The following is an 18,589-nucleotide window of genomic DNA, read 5'->3' as shown; positions in this document are numbered from 1 at the left end:
TCGGAGAATGAACACGGGGGTTGTTAGCGGCAATCCCCGTATTTCTTTCCTAACGTTTTATAATAGTTATCACTTTTCCTTTTACCTCGAAATCAACATTTGTCGTTACCTTGATCACGGACAACACTTTATCCAGATCCATATCCCTTTTGATCACGCCCCGGAACTCGTAGTCTTTCAATTCCGGATTCTGGTAGAACACCTCGAAATCATACCAGCGCTGCAACTGGCGCATGATCAAATCCAGCGTCATCGCCCGGAACACGAACCGCCCTTCCCTCCATGCCACGTAAGGCTCCACGTCCACCTCTCTCACCGTCAATTGTCCCGACTGCACGTCCATCACGCTCTGCATTCCCGGTTTCAGCACCTCTGCCTGCCCGTTCTTCACGGAAGACACCCGGACCGCCCCGTTCACCAGCGTCGTGTAGATCTGCCCGTCATCCCCGTAAGTGTTCACGTTAAACGATGTTCCCAGAACAGTCACTTCCGCCCCGTTCACCCGAACAACAAAAGGACGCAAACTATCTTTGTGAACCTCGAAATAGGCCTCACCTTTCAAATCAACGATTCGTTTCCCATCACTGAATTCTACCGGATATTTTAATTCGGAATCCGCGTTCAAAAATACCTTGGTACCATCCGATAATACCAATGAATACTCTCCCCCGATAGGCGTTGTCAACTTATTATACTCTTCTGTCACCACCCCTTTCCCATGTTCCTCGTACACGATTCCCCGATTGCTGGTAGCCACCCGTACTCGTTCATTCAACAAAATATTCAAATTCTGCCCTTGTTCCAACACCACCTCTTTCCCGTCAGCCATCATTAAAATAGCCTTTGACGTTCCGGGTTGCATCACATTCTTTGCCAACTCTTGTTCCTCATGCATATCCCGAACCCCGTTTATCGTACGCCCCACGAATAAACCGACCAACAAAATAATCGAGGCGGCAATCGACCAGCGCAAAGTCATCCGGCGACTCTTCTGATCATAAATACTCTTCTCCAAATGCAGGAATTCTTCTTCACCATTCTCTCCATAGCTTTGTCCGGACAACTTTTGCCGGATCGCCGCAATCTCGTCCAATAGCTCAACATGATTTTTCTCTTTCAACCATGCAGTCACCTCCTCGTCATTCAACTCCTCCCGCCGAGTAAGTAACCTATTGGCAAATTCTATATCGTCATCCTTATAACTCATTTTTGCTATTTTTTACAATAACACAACAAGCCCCCTCAAATGGGTGACAAAAAATTGAATATTTTTTTATCTAACGGAAAATAATCGGATTTGTATGGGTAATCCCATCTCAAAAATAAATTTTAATTAATATTTTTTCGTAATTATATTATACCAACTCCTATTCAACTCCCATTCATCTCCTATTCATCTCTAATTGTAATAGATCATAACATATTCATTTAAGATCGCTATAAAATGAATATTATTTTACAAATATGATAGATATAAAACTATAATTTTTATTATATAACTTAATACCTTTTGATAACGTTATAAATTCCCACTTAAAAATACCCGACAAAAAAACAGGACTCCAAAAAAGTCCTGTCTTCAAATTATCCTGTAAAAACAAAAAAATACCTCTACTTATATTTCTTCATTATTTTCTCGATAACCTCAGCCGTTAACTCATGTCCTTGTAATAAGGGAAAACCTTCCCAACGAACAATGCCTTTCGGATCAATCAAAATCACGTGAGGAATCCCCTTTACCCCAAGTGCTTTTTTCATCACACCTTTGGTATCTACCGCACTGTAATATTCGATATTCGGCTCTTTCATCTCTTTTACTTTAGCCGCAGTTTCATCAGAGATTCCGATAACAACCAACTTTTTCCCGAACTTTTTAGCAAACTCGTTTAATTCGGGTATCGCCTTCCGGCACGGGCCACACCATGTTGCCCAAAAGTCAATCAAAATGAATTTTCCCTTCAATTTCGGTTGTTGAGAAATCCACTCTTCCACCACAAATTCCGGGGCTTTCTTATTTAGAAAAGAATCTGCCCACAATTTTTTTCCATTATTGGACTCTTGTCCAAAGACGTTTGACAAGGTCAACGTCAGAACGATACATACAATTAACTTCATCATTTTTTTCACTATTTTAAATTAACATCCCAATTTTCAAACACTTATACTCGTTCCCGTTTCAGCAGGAATAACATCACCATTTCCTCCTTCAACTCGTTTCTCAGGAATTTCAACCCTCGTGAAATATGAGTCTTTACCGAATTCACACTAATTCCCATCCCGTCAGCCACGTCCTTGTATGTTTGACCTTCAACAAAACATTTCATCAGCACTTCCCGTTGTTTTTCAGGCAATTCGTCGAGCTTTTCGTTCAAGCGGGCCATACGTTGTTCATAATCATCCAGTTCCTCATCAGCATTCTGCAACGCCTCGACAACTTCCCGCTCGTTCATAGCCACAACACGCAAATGTTTCAAGTAATTCAAAGCATAATTCTTGGATAAGGTGAACAGGTAGGACTTCAAAGAATAAGAAGTATCCAATTTTTTTTGATTCTTCAACACCACGAGGAACACATCATGCACGATGTCCTTAGCCACCTCTTCGTCATTCACGTAGCTACATACGAATCCCACCAAATCCCCGAAATGGGATTTGAATAAACTTTCAAAAGAATCACTATTTAAGTCATTTCCTATCATGATACGCATATAACTAACACGACCTCTATCCATACAAAAGTAAACTTTTTATTGAAGACGACAAACAACTGGGACAATTATAAAATAAACTGTTCACGCAGCAACATGGGAAAAGACTTTAACCAGTTTCAAGGGATTCAGATTAATTTTATAAATTTGCTGACAGGTGGATAAGGACTTTCCCCGGACAAGGTAAAAAAACAACATCATAAATCAAAAACAGGCTCGCATGATACACGCTAATATAACACCCCAGAAACTATTTTTTATTCTCTCTTTGCTCGTGTTACCGGTTGTAATCAAGGCTGAACAACAGGGCTTGGAGGAACAATTACGAAAAGTCATCGCAAATAAAAAAGCACAAATTGGTATTGCCGTGATCATTAACGGTAAAGACACGATCACGATTAATAATGACGAGCGTTACCCGATGATGAGCGTGTTCAAGTTGCATCAGGCTTTAGCAGTTGCCGATTATTGCGAGAAGAAGGGTTTGTCTTTCGATACACCTATTTATATTCGTAAGGCTGATCTGAAAACGGACACGTACAGTCCACTCCGGGACCTGTATCCAAACGGAGAAATTTCTCTCCCGATAAAAAAATTACTAGAGTATACCCTGCATTTAAGCGATAATAATGCCTGTGATATTCTTTTCCAGCAAACCGGAGGCACGGAGGCTACGGATCACTACATCCGCTCCAATTTGGGCATGAGACATTTTGCGATCAAGGCCACCGAAGACGAGATGCACCAAGATAAAAACAAATGCTACCAGAATTGGAGTACCCCACTTGAAACGGCAAGAATAATTGAATTACTGTTGAACGTGCGGCTATTCGATGACGAATACCAAGGATTTATCAAAACGACCATGATGTCCTGCGAAACGGGAAAAGATCGGTTAGCCCGCCCTCTGCAAGGAAACAAAGCAATCATCGGTCATAAAACCGGGACCGGTGACCGGAATGACAAAGGACAAATTATCGGGATGAACGATGTCGGGTTCGTGTACTTACCCGATGGCCAAAGCTACACGATCGCTGTCTTTATAAAGGATTCAGAAGAAAGCGAGGCCGCAACAGCCCGAATTATCGCAGATATTTCAAAAACGGTATATCGACACGTTACGAATAACAGTCACGAATAAAACCATGAAATTTGTATTCAGGAAAGCCACAAAAAAGGATATTCCCACTCTCGGTCGGATGATGCGGGAGGTTTGGGAGGCCATGGAGCAGAAGGAATGGTTTGCCCAGTATGATGCAGAGAAATATATCACGGATTTATTCAATACACGCAAAGGAGATGTCTGGCAAGCAACAGACCCGATAACCCGACAAGTAGCAGGCATTTTCATCGCGACGTACCCGGGACGTGGGAACGAGAATTTGGGATACGACATCGGGTTGTCCGACCCGGAACTTTCACTCGTTGCCCACATGGACACAATTGTCGTACATCCTCTCTACCGGGGCCAAGGCTTGCAACAGAAACTGACTGCATTAGCGGAACAGGATTTATGCTCCCAAGGATTTCGGTATTTCATGTGTACGGTTCACCCGGACAATAAATATTCAAAGGGCAACATGGAAAAACAGAATTATAAAGTCGTGAAAGAGGCGCTCAAATATGGTGGTTTACCGCGACTTATATTTCTAAAGATCGTACCTCAACCATGATATTCTTTTAAATAAATTCAAACACACAGCTCAATCCCAACCGGCAGATTCCGCTATTATCCGGGGAATATCCGTGTTGTTTAACGGACTTCCATCAAAACGCCATGCCCCGGCTCCGATAGCGTATACAGGCACCCGTGTTCCCGTATGCTCAGGGGTTGTCCATCCTATCCCGGCTTTGTTGTTTAACAGTTGGACTGCCTGTTTGGCCAAAGGTTCCACAACAGCATACAATCCCCTTAGAGCAGCCCCTGCTTGTAGATAAGAACATTCAAACTCTGATTTCAGGACGTCTTCTTCCTCTTTCGTGATCTCTATTTCATTCCAAAAACCCAGTTCTTCAGACAATACAGTTTTCACTTCTTCCCATCGGACTTTACCTCCCCGTTTTTCCCGCAAGGAAACCAAGCGCTCGGACAGCACATCCAAAGAATTTTGCTGGTAAGATAAAAGTTTCAGATTCAAATCATATCCTCGCGTGCCAAGCCCCACACCTCCGGTCTCATGATCGGCAGTCACGATAACCAGCGTTTCGTCCGGATGTTGGTGGTAAAATTCCAAGACAACTTCCACTGCATCCGAGAAATCCATCACCTCATTCACCATTGTCGCCCCATCGTTGTTATGGCAGGCCCAGTCTATTTTACCACCTTCTACCATCAGAAAAAAACCTTTATTTGATTTTTGAAAAAGATAATCTATTGCTCCCCGGGTTATTTCAGACAACGTTAAATTCCCCGGTTTCCGGTCGATCGCATAAGGCAAACTGAATGGACTCGCCCCTGTTTCCTGCACGAAAACCATTTTAGTTGCTTTTTCCCGTTTACGATTAAAATCGTCATATCCCCTGGCAATCGTGTATCCCGCATCCTCGAAACTACGATACACGTCCGGGGCTGTTGAATCCGTCATTGAACGAGTCTGTAAAAAACCACTTCCCGCATAAAGGTCAAATCCCGCCTTAACGGCATCCATAGCGATCTCGTAGTACATGCTCCGGCTAGACTGATGAGCATAAAATACGGCGGGCGTCGCATGATCGATACTCACGCTAGTTGTAATACCCACGCTCAAACCTTTTTCCTTCGCTTTTACGGCAATACTATACACGTCTTTCGAGTGAATAGCATCCTTACCGATAGTTCCGTTTGAAGTGCGGGTTCCGGTAGCTAAAGCTGTTCCCGCCGCAGCAGAACAAGTAATCGCATTAAATGCCGAGTACGTGGACATCATGTTTACTACTGGAAATCCGGTAAAAGATAACGAATCCAAACCGATCCGTCCATCCAGTTCTGCCCGGTAAAACTGAGTTCCGGTCACTTGCCCGTTCCCCATCCCGTCTCCAATCAAGAAAAATATGTAACGTATTCCATCTCCCTTGCCGGAAGTACAGGAATACCCGAAAAATACCATCATTAAAACACTGAACCACACGATTATTTTCATCATTTACTCGCTTTAAGATTACAAGCCAAAAGTACAAGTAGGATATGACAAAAATATTACCGTGTGGTTAAGAACTGATAACAGATTACTCCGACACGAACGAGCCTCGAATATCCCCGCTAAGAAGCAGTAACGATAATTCGGAAACTTTTGCCTGATAGATAGCGGATAACTTCCGATCAACGGCATCAATGTAACTACGTTGAAATTCCCTGAATTCGATTCCGGAAAGCGACCCGATCTTGTATTTTTCTAAAGCCGCATCCAAGTTAGCCTCGGCCACACTAGCGCTTTCAATCTCGAAATTTACCATCAGCAGGTTGTTTTCATAGGAATTATACATCAACGCCAAATCTCCCAGCGTTTCTTTTTCCGCCTCCTGATAGGAAAGTTCGGTATTTTCCAATTCCAGTTTGGCATTCTTGATCTTCGTCCGGTTTTGTAAACGACTAAATATAGGGACATTTAACGAAAATCCCCAGTAAAAACCGTTTGACCGGTTCAACGTGGTACTGGAAGAAGGTGTATCTGTCTTGTTATAGTTGTACCCGGAGTTGAAATCCAGCGTCGGGAACAACACGGCACGGGCATTTTTTAAATCCAACGCGGAAATTTTCTGATCTTTTTTAGCGATCAACAAGGTGGTGTTTCCTGCCAGAGTTTTTTGTTCCAAGGTACCCAATACCAGTTGCGGCCCCAGCAAGATCGTGTCTTGCACGTAATTCACCATTTGCAAATCCGTATTCATCAATTTGTTCAACGTGATATAGGCACTTTTTAAAGCCTCCTTTTGCCGAACGTAAGTCGAGCTGTCCGTGTTCAAATCTATTTTTGCCTGTTGAGCTTCTAGCCCGGATCTATTCCCGATCTTGTAACGTACTCTGGCCTCGTCGTAACGTTCATTCGAGAGTTCCAGTGAATGACGGGCCGCCATCAATTTATGGTGTTGTACCAGCACGTTATAATAGGCTGCACTCACGTTCAAGATCAAGTTCTCCACGGCTTGCTGCACGGCAAGCTCACCCATTGCCAGCAGCTCTTTCTGTTTTTCATGGGTGGTGAACATCTCTAATCCGTCAAATATCCGCCAGTTTAGAGCAACTCCCGCGGTGTAGTTATCCGTTTTTACATCCGACATTTTATTCACTTCACCCGCGCTATTCTCGGTCTTCGTGTCATTGCGGGTCTGTGTCTGTTTCGCGGTTCCTTCCAACGTCGGTAGGAAAGTCGAGTAATTCAAATTATTCTTATCCATCCGAGCCTCGTTCCGGATGATTTTAATGGAAAAATTTGATTCCAAGGCTTTTTCCAGACATTCATCCAGACTCACACGCTGCGCGGAACAATCGAAAATTGAGAATTGAAAATTGAAAATGAACAATAAAACGATCATTTTCCCTATCCATTTCATATATCGTAAATTCTGTTTTTTCATAGTCATTCTTTATTCTACTCGCAAAATTTTCAATTTGTTCAATCTTCTATCTCTTCTATTATTTTTACTTCTTTCGACGAGAGGTAGGTGTAAATAGCCGGGATCACGAAGAGTGTCAACAGCGTGGAGCATACCATACCTCCCACTACCGCAATACCCATGGCAACACGGCTCTCCGCTCCCGCACCCGTGGCCATTGCCATCGGAAGAATACCTAACACGGTGGACAAACTCGTCATCAGGATCGGACGTAAACGAGACACGGCTGAATCCTCGATCGCTTCACGCATGGATAAACCGGCCAACTTACGCTGGTTGGCAAATTCCACGATTAAGATACCGTTCTTCGAAACCAATCCAACCAACATGATAATTCCAATCTGGCTGAAAATGTTCATGGTCTGCCCGAAATACCACAAAGCAACCATAGCTCCGATCAATGCCAAAGGAACGGTAAACATGATGATTAACGGATCACGGAAACTTTCGAACTGCGCGGCAAGTACCAAATAGATAAATACCAACGCCAACATGAAGGCGAACATCAAACTGGAAGAACTTTCCACGAAGTCCTTGGATGTTCCCGATAACGTGGTTTTAAAGTCATCGCTCAAGACCTCTCCTGCAATACGATCCATCTCTTCCAGACCTTGAGAAAGGGTCACGCCCTTTGCCAGTCCGGCAGAAACAGTTGCCGACACGAAACGGTCATAACGGTATAGCTGTGGCGGCATGGAACTTTCGGACGTTGTAATCAGGTTATCCAAATGAATCAGGTCTCCATTATTATTCCGCACGTATATTCCTTTCAAGTCGCTCGGTTTATTCCGATCCTGACGTTCCAACTGGGAAAGTATCTGGTACTGTTTTCCATTCATGATGTAATAGCCCACCCGTTGTTCACTCATGGTCAACTGGAGTGTTTTGGCAATGTCCTGCACGGAAACGCCCATACTGGCAGCCTTGTCCCGGTCGATATTAATAGTCAACTCCGGTTTCGTGAATTTCAGGTTCAAATCAGACGCCGAGAACACGGAACTTTTGTTTACCTCATCCATGAAAACAGGTAATATAGCCTTCAAGTCATCCAGATTTTTCGCTTGAATAACATATTCAACCGGAAGTCCTCCCCGCCGACCGCCAAAGGTCTGTTGTTGGGAAACCAAGGTACGGCCTCCGGTAAATTCACGCACTTGTATTGCTAACTCGTCGGCAATTTCCTGTTGGGTACGCTTCCGCTTGTCGGCATCAACCAACCATAATTGTAAACTTGCCCGGTTCGTTTGTCCCCCCCCCGATGAACTCAATCACTTTTTCCTGTTCCGGCACGGTTTGTTCCACGAAGTTAGAAATTTCATCTGCATAACGAGCCATGTACTCGTAAGTGGCTCCTTCCGGGGCAACCGAGTTTAACCGGATATTCGAACGGTCCTCCAAAGGAGCCATCTCCGAAGGAATCAATAACCATAAGAAATAAATGGCTACACCGGAAGCCCCGAGTATAATGATTGACCAATAACGAACTTTCAAAAATCGTTGTAACCAACGACGGTACACCCGGTTCATCCCCTCGAAGAAAGGTTCTGTTTTCCGGTAAAACCAGTTTTGCGTGGCATTCCGGGTCAATAGTTTCGTGGAAATCATCGGTGTAAATGTCAACGCCACGAAAGAGGAAACTACCACGGCTCCGGCAATCACCACGCTAAATTCACGGAACAAACGCCCCGTGGTTCCTTCCAAGAAAACGATTGGGAAGAACACGGCTACCAACACCACTGTTGTCGCGATAACGGCAAAAAATATCTCGTTTGATCCCTTGAATCCCGCCTGCAACGGGGACATTCCTTGCTCTATTTTCGTGAATATATTCTCCATGACCACGATAGCATCGTCAACCACCAAACCGATGGCCAGCACGACTGCCAGCAAGGTCAAGATGTTGATGGTGAACCCGGCCACGTACATAATAAAGAAGGAGGCAATCAATGACACGGGGATTGCCAGAACGGGAATTAACGTCGTCCGCCAACTCCGCAAGAAAAGGAAAATGATCAAAACAACCAAAAGGAAAGCCTCGAAAATCGTGTCCTCCACCTCGTTGATTGAACTCCGGATAAATACCGTGTTGTCGAAGGCAATCGTGGCATCAATATCTTCCGGCAGGTCCTTTTCCAAATCCTGCATCACGAGATAGGCCCGGTCCGCAATATCAATGTAGTTTGCTCCCGGCTGGGGAATCAAAGCACACATCACCATGGGAAGGCCGTTACGTTTGGCAATACTCCGGGTATTCTCGGCATCCACTTCCGCCACTCCAATATCTTTAAAACGAACAATTTTTGATCCTTCTCTCGAAATGACCAAGTTGTTGAAATCCTCGATAGACATTAATCGTCCCAACGTACGGATTGTCAACTCGGTATTGTCTCCTTCCACTCGTCCGGAAGGTAATTCGATGTTCTCTTTTTCAACGGCAGACTGCACGTCCATCGGGGTCAACCGATGTGCTGCAAGTAAAGCCGGGTCCATGCGCAAACGCACGGAATAACGTTTTTCTCCCCAAATATCCACGCTACTCACTCCGGGGATGGTCTGTAACCGTTCTTTGTAATAACGTTCGGCATACCCGCTCAGGTCGATCAACGAACGTTGACCACTACGCAAAGAAACAGCAAAAATAGGTTGGGCATCCGCATCCGCCTTGTACACGGTCGGGGGATCTATATCCTGCGGTAAACGACGTAACGTTCCGGAAACTTTGTCCCGGACGTCATTAGCTGCCGTTTCCAAATCCACGCTTAATTCGAATTCTATCGTGATCCGGCTTTGCCCGTCACGGCTCGTACTACTTAATGAACGGATTCCTTGGATACCGTTAATAGCCGATTCCAGAGGCTCGGTAATTTGTGTTTCAATAACATCGGCGTTAGCCCCCACGAACGAGGTCGACACGGATATTACCGGGGGGTCCACGCTAGGGTAGTCACGCACGCCTAAATATAGCAACCCGATGGAACCGACAATAACCAAAATCAAGTTTAACACGGTTGCCAGCACCGGACGCTTTATACAGGTTGAAGATAAACTCATACCACTGATTAATTTTTATTCAACTTGACATTCACAATCATTCCCTCACGCAATTGCATCAAGCCTCCCGTTAACACGGTGTCACCCACCTGTATTCCGGAAGTTACTTCCACGAATTGGGAATCCCGACTGTCTGTTTGCACGGGTACGCTGGTAGCCTTTTTATTTTTCACTACCCACAAACGTTTCCCGTCCATCTCCGGCACGACGGCCTCTGTCGGAACAAGTATATATTTCAAATTCTCAGCCGTCATCAATTCCCCTTTCACGAACATTCCGGCTACAAGATTTTTAGTATTCCGGTAACGAGCCCGCAGATTTATGGTATGAGTTGCCACGTCTGCCTGTGGATCAACAGCATACACTTCCGCCTCGATCTGATGTTCCATACCACTAGGCTGGAAAGTAAGTTTTCTACCCACTAAAGGCAGATCAATATATTTTTCAGGAATAGAAAATTCAATTTTCAGATAAGAGTTATCAACAATCGTGGACACCTTGGTACTCGGTTGCAAGTAACTCCCCTCACTCACGAAACGGAATCCCATTCGACCGTCAAAGGGAGCCCGGATTTCAGTTCGAGCAATTTTAACCTTTAATAATTCAATATCAGCCAGATTCATATTGTACTCGGTCTCCAACTGTTGAAATTCTTCCACGCTGATGGATTCCCGTTTTAATAGTATCCGCTGTCTTTCCAATTTGGCAGCCAATAATTCTTTTTGGAATTCGGCACGAGCGAGTTGAGCCTGCAAATCCGAATCATCCACTTTCACCAACAAGGTTCCTTTCTTCACCAACGTTCCTTCTTCAAAAGCGATCTTCACAACTTTACCGGCTGTTTCCGAAACCAGTTCGACTTCTTCATTTGCAACCAATAATCCCGTTACGGGAATTCCATTACCGGAAGTTGACATAGATGCCACGATCCCCGATACCGGTAAAGCTCCCCGGCTAGCCGCCTTGACAGCTGTTGTCGGGGTTGACGTCTCTTTATCCGAAGAAAAATCCAAACGAGGGATCACGATCGCTCCCACGATCACGACCGGAATTCCAATTTGTAAAACTCTCTTTAAACCTTTGTTCATATTTTTAATCATTACATACCAAAAATGCCTGTTTCAGCCGAGCCTAGACAAGTATTCACAACACTGTTGTTATGACATCAAATATCCCCAAAAGTTTATCAACAAACCGTTAATAGTTTGTTAAAATAACGAGATGTTTTAGATATTTTATTTAAAACCAATGGCGCCATTTAAACACGATGAAACCGAAGACGGAAAAGAGTATCGAGATAACAATCACGATCAAAAATCCGTATGGATTTTCCTCCAAAGAGTTCGGGACATTCATCCCGTACAAACTGGCAATCAAGGTCGGTAACATTAATATAATCGAGATGGACGTCATCCGTTTCATCACGATATTCAAGTTATTGGAAATCACCGAAGCATAGGCATCCATTGTACCGCTTAAAATATCGCTATAAATACGGGCCGAATCCTGAGCCTGCCGCAATTCGATCTCCACGTCCTCCACCAAATCCTCGTCGAAAAATTGCCGCTGCACTTTCAAAGTCTTCATTTTGATCAACAAGTTATCATTCCCACGCAAAGAAGTAATAAAGAATACCAACGATTTCTCGATTTTTAGCAACCGTTGTAATTCTTCATTCCGGATGGAACGTTCCAATTCGACCTCTGCCATATGCATCTGGGCGTTGATTTGTTTCAAGTATTTCAAATACCACACGGAGGCAGAAAGAAACAAACGGAAAACAAGATCCCAGTTATTGGCAATCTCCAAGTTTTTACGAATCACGTAATTGATGAAATCGGGAATCATTTCTGTCTCGTAATAGCACACGGTTACAAACATATCCTCCTTCACGATAATCCCCAAAGGCACCGTGATGAAAGGAATACTTGTATCTACCGACTTAAAAGGAATACGCAGGATCATCAGCGTCCATCCATCCTCTACTTCCAAACGGGAACGCTCGTCCACGTCTTCAACGTCATCAATAAAAGCCTCCGGAATTCCCATTTCGTCGATCAGGTAGCGAAGATCGTCCTGAGTGGGTGAAACAACATTAATCCAGCAATTGGGTTCCCATACTTTTTTTTCCACGAACCCTACTTTACCCATTAGGAAAGTTCTCATAATAATCCTCCTTCAATTTATGAATAGAGGCATTTATCGAGAACCCCTATTCAGATTAATACTGTTGATGATAGTCGTCCATATCTTGTTCTATGAATTTTGCCACAAAAGTAATCTTTTATTTTTAAAAACAGCAATTATTTCTTTAAATCGATAAAGACCGGAAGATGATCGCTGTATCCTCCAATGTAGTGAGGCCCCCGATAGGTCGGTTTCGGACGAACGCCGAAAGTCCCTCGCTCTTCTTCAAGTAGAAAATCCGCATCATAGATACCCATTCTTCGGGATACCTGCAAATCAGCTTTCCCATTCAACAAGTTCCCTGAAACAATGATGTGATCCAGCGTCTGCCACTCTCCCTTGTAACGATAACTACCATAGTTTTTTCCCAGCAAGTAATACCCGGTGTTGTAAAAGTTTTCAGATTTAATTGTCCCGGATTCCGGATCTTGAGTTTTCAACATCTTTTGCGCGGGTGTATTCGCACGCCCGTTTAAATCTCCCAAAATTAAAATCATGGCCCGGGGATGAAGATCCTGTATAGAATCCACCTTCTGCCTCACGACAGATGCCGCTTTTACCCGTTTCCATTCACTTTTCGCCTCCCCACCCCGCATGGAAGGGAAATGACAAACAAAAACATGAAGAGTATCGTTTGGGGCCGATATACCCTCACAATAAAGTATATCCCGGGTAGTCTCCCCGCTTTTTAAACGGACAGGAAAGAAAGCGTTATGCAATAGCCGGAATGAATCTTTCCGGTAGAGTAAGGCAACATCAATTCCCCTTGCATCCGGGGAGTCGGCATGTACAATCCCATAATTACCATCCGCCAACACCGTTTTGTTTACCAAGTCGGAAACAACACCCCGATTCTCCACCTCGCTCAAGCCGATGAGTAGCGGAAAGTTTCCCGCACCAAGACTGCTTAACACTTTCGAGATATTGAGTAACTTCCGGGTATAACGTTCCCGGTTCCAATGTTGTTTTCCCCGGGGAGTAAAATCGTCATCTGCCGTCAGCGTGTCGTTTCGGGTATCAAACAGATTTTCCGTATTATAGAACACGACTCGTTCCCGCACCCCCGTCTGGGCATATGAAACACAGGAGACACACAATAAAAATACCTCGATACAGGCCTTTAGAAACATCACTAGAGCAAAATAAGATGTTTCTCCAACAAAGCGATAATTTTACTCCTTAATAAATTTGCATTAATCGGTTTGGCCGTGTAGCCGTCAAACCCGCTGGCCATGATTTTCTCTTCATCAGAGGCATAAGCATAGGCTGTAACCGCAATCACGGGAACCGTCCCGGAAATCTTGCGAATTTCCTGCACGGCTTGAAAACCATTCAACTCCGGCATATTTATATCCATTAAAACCAAATGCGGATCGTGTTCTTTAAACAATTCAACGGCCTCCCGGCCATTCCACGCGTGTATCAATTGATAATCCTTTTTCAAGATGGATTCGAAAAGCATGTAATTACTCGGATTATCTTCGGCAACCAGTATTTTGAGTTTATTTTTTTCGACTGTGTGCTGAACGATTTTCTCTTCCTTTATTTCCTGATAATGCAATTTTACAGCCACGTAAGGAATCGTAAACCAAAAAGTTGTTCCTTGCCCGACTTCCGATTCCACCCCGATTTTACCTCCCATCCGTTCCACGATAGTTTTGCAGATTGACAAGCCAAGCCCCGTTCCCTGTACAAAATTGTCCAACTTCACGAATCGTTCAAACACGGCATCTTTTTTATCCGCATCAATACCGCATCCCGTGTCGGACACATAAAAATAAAGAGAATCTTTCTCCAAAAGATGATAACCGAAACGAATCGTTCCCTCTTTCGTGAATTTTATCGCGTTATTGATCAGATTGGTAATCACTTGTGTTAATCGATTTTTCTCCGAACGAATGCAACAATCCGGAAGATACTCATCAAATTTAATTTCCACCGCGGCAGAAGTCAGTCGTAAACAAGAGGTTTGTTCCAATCCTCGCATCAAGGCATTTAAGTCAAATTCCGAATAAGCAAACTCCATCGAACCGGACTCAATCTTGGAAAGATCAAGAATATCACTAATTAATTGCAAAAGTAACGTGTTATTGTTCTCGATAATATTAATATACTCTCGTTTCTCCTCCTCCGCTTCCGCTGATGCCAAGATATTGGAGAATCCGACGATAGCATTCAACGGCGTACGAATTTCATGGCTCATATTGGCAAGAAAGGCCGATTTCAACCGGTTAGATTCTTCTGCATGCTCTTTCGCCTCACGCAACGCCAGTTCCATTTGCTTCCGGGTCGTGATAACCACCGAAGAACCCACTAATGACAAGGGATGCCCGTTTTTATCCCGTTGATCCACGGTAGCCTGAGCCTCCACCCATTCGTAAGAATAATGATGTTCGCTCTTATCCAACACCCGGTATTCCTCCCTGATCTTGGACACGTTACCGGATATTAAAGCCGAATAAGCCGCCTTTACTCGCTCCCGGTCATCTTTGTGTATCTTTGAAAAATATTGCTCTTCAGGAACCGCCAAAGAATTCCCGTCATCAACACAATGTTTCAGTTCTATCGGACGATTCACATCACACAAGACGGTATGTCTTTCCAAATCCCAACGCCAAGGCACAATATTAGAAACATCAAGAGCCATAGACAATTTATAATTCACAGACTCTAACATGGATTTTGTTTTCCGTAAATCTGTCACGTCCACACAAAAAATATCCACCATATCTTTTTCCATGGAAGCGATATTGATTACCTCAAAGAATTTCCCCGTCCGTTTATAAAAATATTCGATCGTGAAAGATTTCTGTTCCTCAAGCATCTTTTTATATAACACGGCAAATTCTCCGCTTTTATTATCATCTTTCAACTCGCTCCCTTTCTTCCCGACGACACGGGACGCTTCTACAAAATATTCTTCGAACATCGGGTTCACTTCTTCAATCCGGTAATCCACGATATCCCCTTTCGCATTGTAAAGCAATCGATGTTTCATGTAGGCAAGAGGCATATTATTAAAAAGAGTCTTGTACTTCTGAAGTAATATCATCTCCCTCCCCCGCATCATTTTTTCCTTTTTTAAAAGTCGTACCCGAGCCCACATGATATAAGTAATGAACAACAAAACAACAATCACGATCCACATATAACGGGTTTTCTCCCAGAAACTTTCCGGAGCAAACAAATAATTCGCATCATCGGGATATAATGACTCCGGAATTCCCGCTTTTTGAAGGATCGGGTAGGACAAATAACATTCCGGTTTCCCGGCGATCTGCACGGGGATTGTTTTAGGGTCCTTCCCGTTCAACACATCCCGCAAAGTACGCATAACAGTATGGGCAAAATCTTTTCCTCGATAAAAATATCCCCCGGCCATCTCCCCGTCAGCCATCCCGACATCCTCTAAAGTAAAAATCGGATGATTGTCAAAAGAACAGATCGTCTTGTGATTATTCGAGGTTAAATATTTATTACCCGCCAAATTCTTCCGCTGGAACCAAGAATAATAAAGCAATCCTACCTTTTGAATATCAAACGATTCGATAGAATCGAGTACCTGATCCAAAGAGTATTCCCCCTCCGTAAAATAGGCCACCTCAAGATCAGGGAAATACTGCTCACACACTTTACGCATCTGGCATCTCACTTGGGCACTCACGTAACGATGGTCAGACATTAACACGATCTTCTCCAGATCGGGCAACAACAAACGCATTTCTTCTATCGTTTCCCGGATGTAAACCGGACACTTGATAATCGAGACGTTAGCCTCTCCCAGAACTTTTAATAAAGGAATCTTTTCTTCCTGAATAACTTCATGCTTTTTTAGAAATGCCTCCACGGGGGCAACGTAATCATTCTCCACGCAAAGAATCATAGGTACATCTTTCCAGATCCCGTTCAACTCTTGCTCGAACAGACACCAAGCACTACTTCCAAGTAAGACAATCGCTTTAGGCAGTTCCGTGTACTTCGACAAGACATCATCTTTCTTGACACGCATACTCTCTTCGTCATCAATCAAGAGTGTATTCATGGATTCCACCGCGACATTCTCCCCGATTGATCGATCCTTCCGGATACTATCAATCACATAGTTCGACCATATCGCCCCCTCCGTGTAAGAATTAATGACTAAAATATATCCTTTATCCCGAACACTCCCATGAACAGAAAAAGCCACCAGCAAACAAAATGCCCATACACCGATTTGAAATATTCTTTTAAAACGCATATTAACAAATTCCTTTATACCTTCGCACAAAGGTATAAAATATATTAAAGAATTTATCAATGTTGGGTTATTTTGGAATAATCAAATATATTTCCCTGTTTACATTCCCTGCAACTCTTCCCAATATTCCAAAGCCCGCCGGGTATGAGGGATCACGATGGTTCCTCCCACCAGATTGGCAACAGAGAATATTTCGAACAACTCTTCCGTGGTTACCCCGTACTGGTGACATTTTTCCAAATGATATTTGATACAATCATCGCAACGCAATACCATAGATGTCGCTAACCCCAGCATTTCTTTTACTTTTGAGGATAAAGCACCGTCCATATATGTATTGGTATCCAGATTATAGATCCGTTTGATCACTTTATTATCGGCAGCCAGTATTTTCTCGTTCATTTTAGCCCGGTATGCCCGGAACTGTTCAACCATTTCACTCATAATTGTACATTTTATAGCTAAACAAATAATTTCAATATATCATTAATGTTCGCAAACAACAGCAGGAACAACAGGAAGAACATTCCCACGATCTGGGCGTTCTCCATAAATTTCTCATTCGGCTTGCGACGTGTTATCACCTCGTAGAGCAGGAACATCACGTGACCTCCATCCAATGCCGGGATAGGCAAGAGGTTCATTACTCCCAAGATAATGGACAACATGGCCGTTAATTCCCAGAAAGCCCGCCAATCCCACACGCTGGGGAATATGTTCCCGATAGAAATAAATCCTCCCACGGACCTGAAAGCTTCCGGGTTTTTAAATAATTTGAATTGTTTCAGATAGGACTTGATCCAGTCAAACCCCATGTTAATTCCCGCGGGAATAGCCCCAAAAAAGGAATATTCTTTCACGGCGTACTCGAAATCGTTTATCACTTTCGGATACACCCCGATCACTTTACCACTTCCGAGAGCAATAGGGATAGAAAGAGTATCACTTCCCCGCAAAACTTTAGCATTCAATACACTATCTTGGTGAGAACGGATCAAATCAAGGTACTCGTCATAGAAAGTAAATGAATGTCCGTCTAATTCCAACACCCGGTCTTCTTCCAACATTCCGGCATTCCGAGCAGGTGATTCATCAGCAAACCCTTGTATCGAACCATCATATTTATAACGGGGTGTCAGTAAAGCTATCCGCTTAAACCCTTTCGAGGAATAGGACAACATCTCCCCTATCAATGTAGGAGGGAGATTTATATTCATCACCTGACCATCCCGCATAACCTGTATCGTCTTCGGATTCTCCATTAAGATATACCCCGGAATTTCGAAGAAATTCTCTACTTTTTTATTATCCAAGGATAAGATCATATCCCCATTTCGCAACCCGGCATTAAGCAATAAAGAGTCGCATACAACTCCATATTTCGCATTCTCGGTAGGCAAGTACTGCTCTCCCCACGCGTAAAGAATCATGATGTAAATGAAGAACGCCAAGATAAAATTAACAAGTACCCCACCGATCATGATGATCAATCTTTGCCAAGCCGGTTTGGAGCGGAACTCGTAAGGTTTTGCCGGTTCTTTCATTTGCTCCAGATCCATGGACTCGTCAATCATTCCTGCAATCTTCACGTATCCGCCAAGAGGCAACCATCCCATCCCGTATTCAGTTTCTCCCCTTTTAAAACGAAACAGGGAAAACCACGGGTTGAAAAAAATAAAAAACTTCTCCACTCGTACCTTAAATATTTTTGCCGCCACGAAATGCCCCAACTCATGCAACATAACCAGAATCGAAAGGCTCAACAAAAACTGTAATATCTTTACTAATACATCCATATACCTATTTTAGA

13 protein-coding genes and 1 pseudogene are annotated in these 18,589 nt (G+C 43.6%); 2 read left to right on the top strand and 12 right to left on the bottom strand.

Annotated features, from left to right (window positions below; all coding sequences use genetic code 11):
- Positions 1–49: 49 nt before the first annotated feature.
- The 3 genes from R8806_RS00125 to R8806_RS00115 all read right to left on the bottom strand — a co-directional run bounded on the left by R8806_RS00125 (position 50) and on the right by R8806_RS00115 (position 2,732).
- Positions 50–1,207 (bottom strand): FecR family protein, encoded by a 1,158-nt coding sequence (locus tag R8806_RS00125; RefSeq protein WP_124318058.1) that lies wholly within the window; start codon positions 1,205–1,207, stop codon positions 50–52.
- Between the two features lie 404 nt (positions 1,208–1,611).
- Complete coding sequence (locus R8806_RS00120; protein WP_229783016.1) at positions 1,612–2,118, bottom strand: TlpA family protein disulfide reductase; 507 nt, start codon at positions 2,116–2,118, stop codon at positions 1,612–1,614.
- Positions 2,119–2,159: 41 nt separating this feature from the next.
- Entirely contained in the window at positions 2,160–2,732 is a 573-nt protein-coding gene (locus R8806_RS00115) for an RNA polymerase sigma-70 factor (RefSeq protein ID WP_229783017.1), read from the bottom strand.
- Between the two features lie 196 nt (positions 2,733–2,928).
- Here R8806_RS00115 and bla point away from each other — a divergent pair, with 196 nt between their 5' ends.
- Together bla and R8806_RS00105 are read left to right on the top strand one after the other, a co-directional pair.
- The gene (bla, locus tag R8806_RS00110; RefSeq protein ID WP_124316610.1) at positions 2,929–3,849 is read left to right on the top strand and encodes a class A beta-lactamase, subclass A2; all 921 of its coding nucleotides are present in this window, start codon (positions 2,929–2,931) and stop codon (positions 3,847–3,849) included.
- Positions 3,850–3,853: 4 nt separating this feature from the next.
- Positions 3,854–4,381 (top strand): GNAT family N-acetyltransferase, encoded by a 528-nt coding sequence (locus R8806_RS00105; RefSeq protein WP_124316611.1) that lies wholly within the window; start codon positions 3,854–3,856, stop codon positions 4,379–4,381.
- A gap of 30 nt (positions 4,382–4,411) precedes the next feature.
- Here the strand turns inward: R8806_RS00105 and R8806_RS00100 are convergent, their stop codons facing one another.
- The 9 genes and pseudogenes from R8806_RS00100 to rseP form a co-directional block, all read right to left on the bottom strand.
- Positions 4,412–5,830: an alkaline phosphatase gene (locus R8806_RS00100; RefSeq protein ID WP_124316612.1), complete on the bottom strand. Its 1,419-nt coding sequence runs from the start codon at positions 5,828–5,830 to the stop codon at positions 4,412–4,414.
- Positions 5,831–5,912: 82 nt separating this feature from the next.
- Entirely contained in the window at positions 5,913–7,262 is a 1,350-nt protein-coding gene (locus R8806_RS00095; protein ID WP_124316613.1) for a TolC family protein, read from the bottom strand.
- A gap of 38 nt (positions 7,263–7,300) precedes the next feature.
- Positions 7,301–10,352 (bottom strand): annotated as a pseudogene (locus R8806_RS00090) (efflux RND transporter permease subunit).
- Positions 10,353–10,360: 8 nt separating this feature from the next.
- Positions 10,361–11,440 carry an efflux RND transporter periplasmic adaptor subunit gene (locus R8806_RS00085; RefSeq protein WP_124316615.1) on the bottom strand — a complete coding sequence of 360 codons (1,080 nt, stop codon included), beginning with the start codon at positions 11,438–11,440 and terminating at the stop codon, positions 10,361–10,363.
- Between the two features lie 151 nt (positions 11,441–11,591).
- Complete coding sequence (locus R8806_RS00080; protein WP_087421757.1) at positions 11,592–12,518, bottom strand: magnesium transporter CorA family protein; 927 nt, start codon at positions 12,516–12,518, stop codon at positions 11,592–11,594.
- Between the two features lie 137 nt (positions 12,519–12,655).
- Positions 12,656–13,669 (bottom strand): endonuclease/exonuclease/phosphatase family protein, encoded by a 1,014-nt coding sequence (locus tag R8806_RS00075; protein WP_124316618.1) that lies wholly within the window; start codon positions 13,667–13,669, stop codon positions 12,656–12,658.
- 2 nt (positions 13,670–13,671) lie between these two features.
- On the bottom strand, positions 13,672–16,779 hold the full coding sequence (locus R8806_RS00070) for an ATP-binding protein (RefSeq protein ID WP_124316616.1): 3,108 nt from the start codon (positions 16,777–16,779) through the stop codon (positions 13,672–13,674).
- Positions 16,780–16,878: 99 nt separating this feature from the next.
- The gene (locus R8806_RS00065; RefSeq protein WP_124317926.1) at positions 16,879–17,223 is read right to left on the bottom strand and encodes a carboxymuconolactone decarboxylase family protein; all 345 of its coding nucleotides are present in this window, start codon (positions 17,221–17,223) and stop codon (positions 16,879–16,881) included.
- Positions 17,224–17,240: 17 nt separating this feature from the next.
- Positions 17,241–18,575, bottom strand: a complete 1,335-nt coding sequence (gene rseP / locus R8806_RS00060; protein ID WP_124317925.1) for an RIP metalloprotease RseP — start codon at positions 18,573–18,575, stop codon at positions 17,241–17,243.
- Positions 18,576–18,589 lie beyond the last annotated feature (14 nt).

It is taken from the genome of Butyricimonas faecihominis (assembly GCF_033096445.1).
Classification (GTDB): Bacteria; Bacteroidota; Bacteroidia; order Bacteroidales; family Marinifilaceae; genus Butyricimonas; species Butyricimonas faecihominis.
The sequence above is the reverse complement of the archived record's forward strand: the minus strand, read 5'-3'. Positions and strand labels throughout refer to the sequence as shown.

Excerpts from the sequence above, each read along its gene's own strand:
- R8806_RS00125 (WP_124318058.1), bottom strand. The coding sequence starts at position 1,207 with ATGAGTTATAAGGATGACGATATAGAATTTGCCAATAGGTTACTTACT.
- R8806_RS00120 (WP_229783016.1), bottom strand. The coding sequence starts at position 2,118 with ATGATGAAGTTAATTGTATGTATCGTTCTGACGTTGACCTTGTCAAAC.
- R8806_RS00115 (WP_229783017.1), bottom strand. The coding sequence starts at position 2,732 with ATGGATAGAGGTCGTGTTAGTTATATGCGTATCATGATAGGAAATGAC.
- bla (WP_124316610.1), top strand. The coding sequence starts at position 2,929 with ATGATACACGCTAATATAACACCCCAGAAACTATTTTTTATTCTCTCT.
- R8806_RS00105 (WP_124316611.1), top strand. The coding sequence starts at position 3,854 with ATGAAATTTGTATTCAGGAAAGCCACAAAAAAGGATATTCCCACTCTC.
- R8806_RS00100 (WP_124316612.1), bottom strand. The coding sequence starts at position 5,830 with ATGATGAAAATAATCGTGTGGTTCAGTGTTTTAATGATGGTATTTTTC.
- R8806_RS00095 (WP_124316613.1), bottom strand. The coding sequence starts at position 7,262 with ATGAAAAAACAGAATTTACGATATATGAAATGGATAGGGAAAATGATC.
- R8806_RS00085 (WP_124316615.1), bottom strand. The coding sequence starts at position 11,440 with ATGAACAAAGGTTTAAAGAGAGTTTTACAAATTGGAATTCCGGTCGTG.
- R8806_RS00080 (WP_087421757.1), bottom strand. The coding sequence starts at position 12,518 with ATGAGAACTTTCCTAATGGGTAAAGTAGGGTTCGTGGAAAAAAAAGTA.
- R8806_RS00075 (WP_124316618.1), bottom strand. The coding sequence starts at position 13,669 with ATGTTTCTAAAGGCCTGTATCGAGGTATTTTTATTGTGTGTCTCCTGT.
- R8806_RS00070 (WP_124316616.1), bottom strand. The coding sequence starts at position 16,779 with ATGCGTTTTAAAAGAATATTTCAAATCGGTGTATGGGCATTTTGTTTG.
- R8806_RS00065 (WP_124317926.1), bottom strand. The coding sequence starts at position 17,223 with ATGAGTGAAATGGTTGAACAGTTCCGGGCATACCGGGCTAAAATGAAC.
- rseP (WP_124317925.1), bottom strand. The coding sequence starts at position 18,575 with ATGGATGTATTAGTAAAGATATTACAGTTTTTGTTGAGCCTTTCGATT.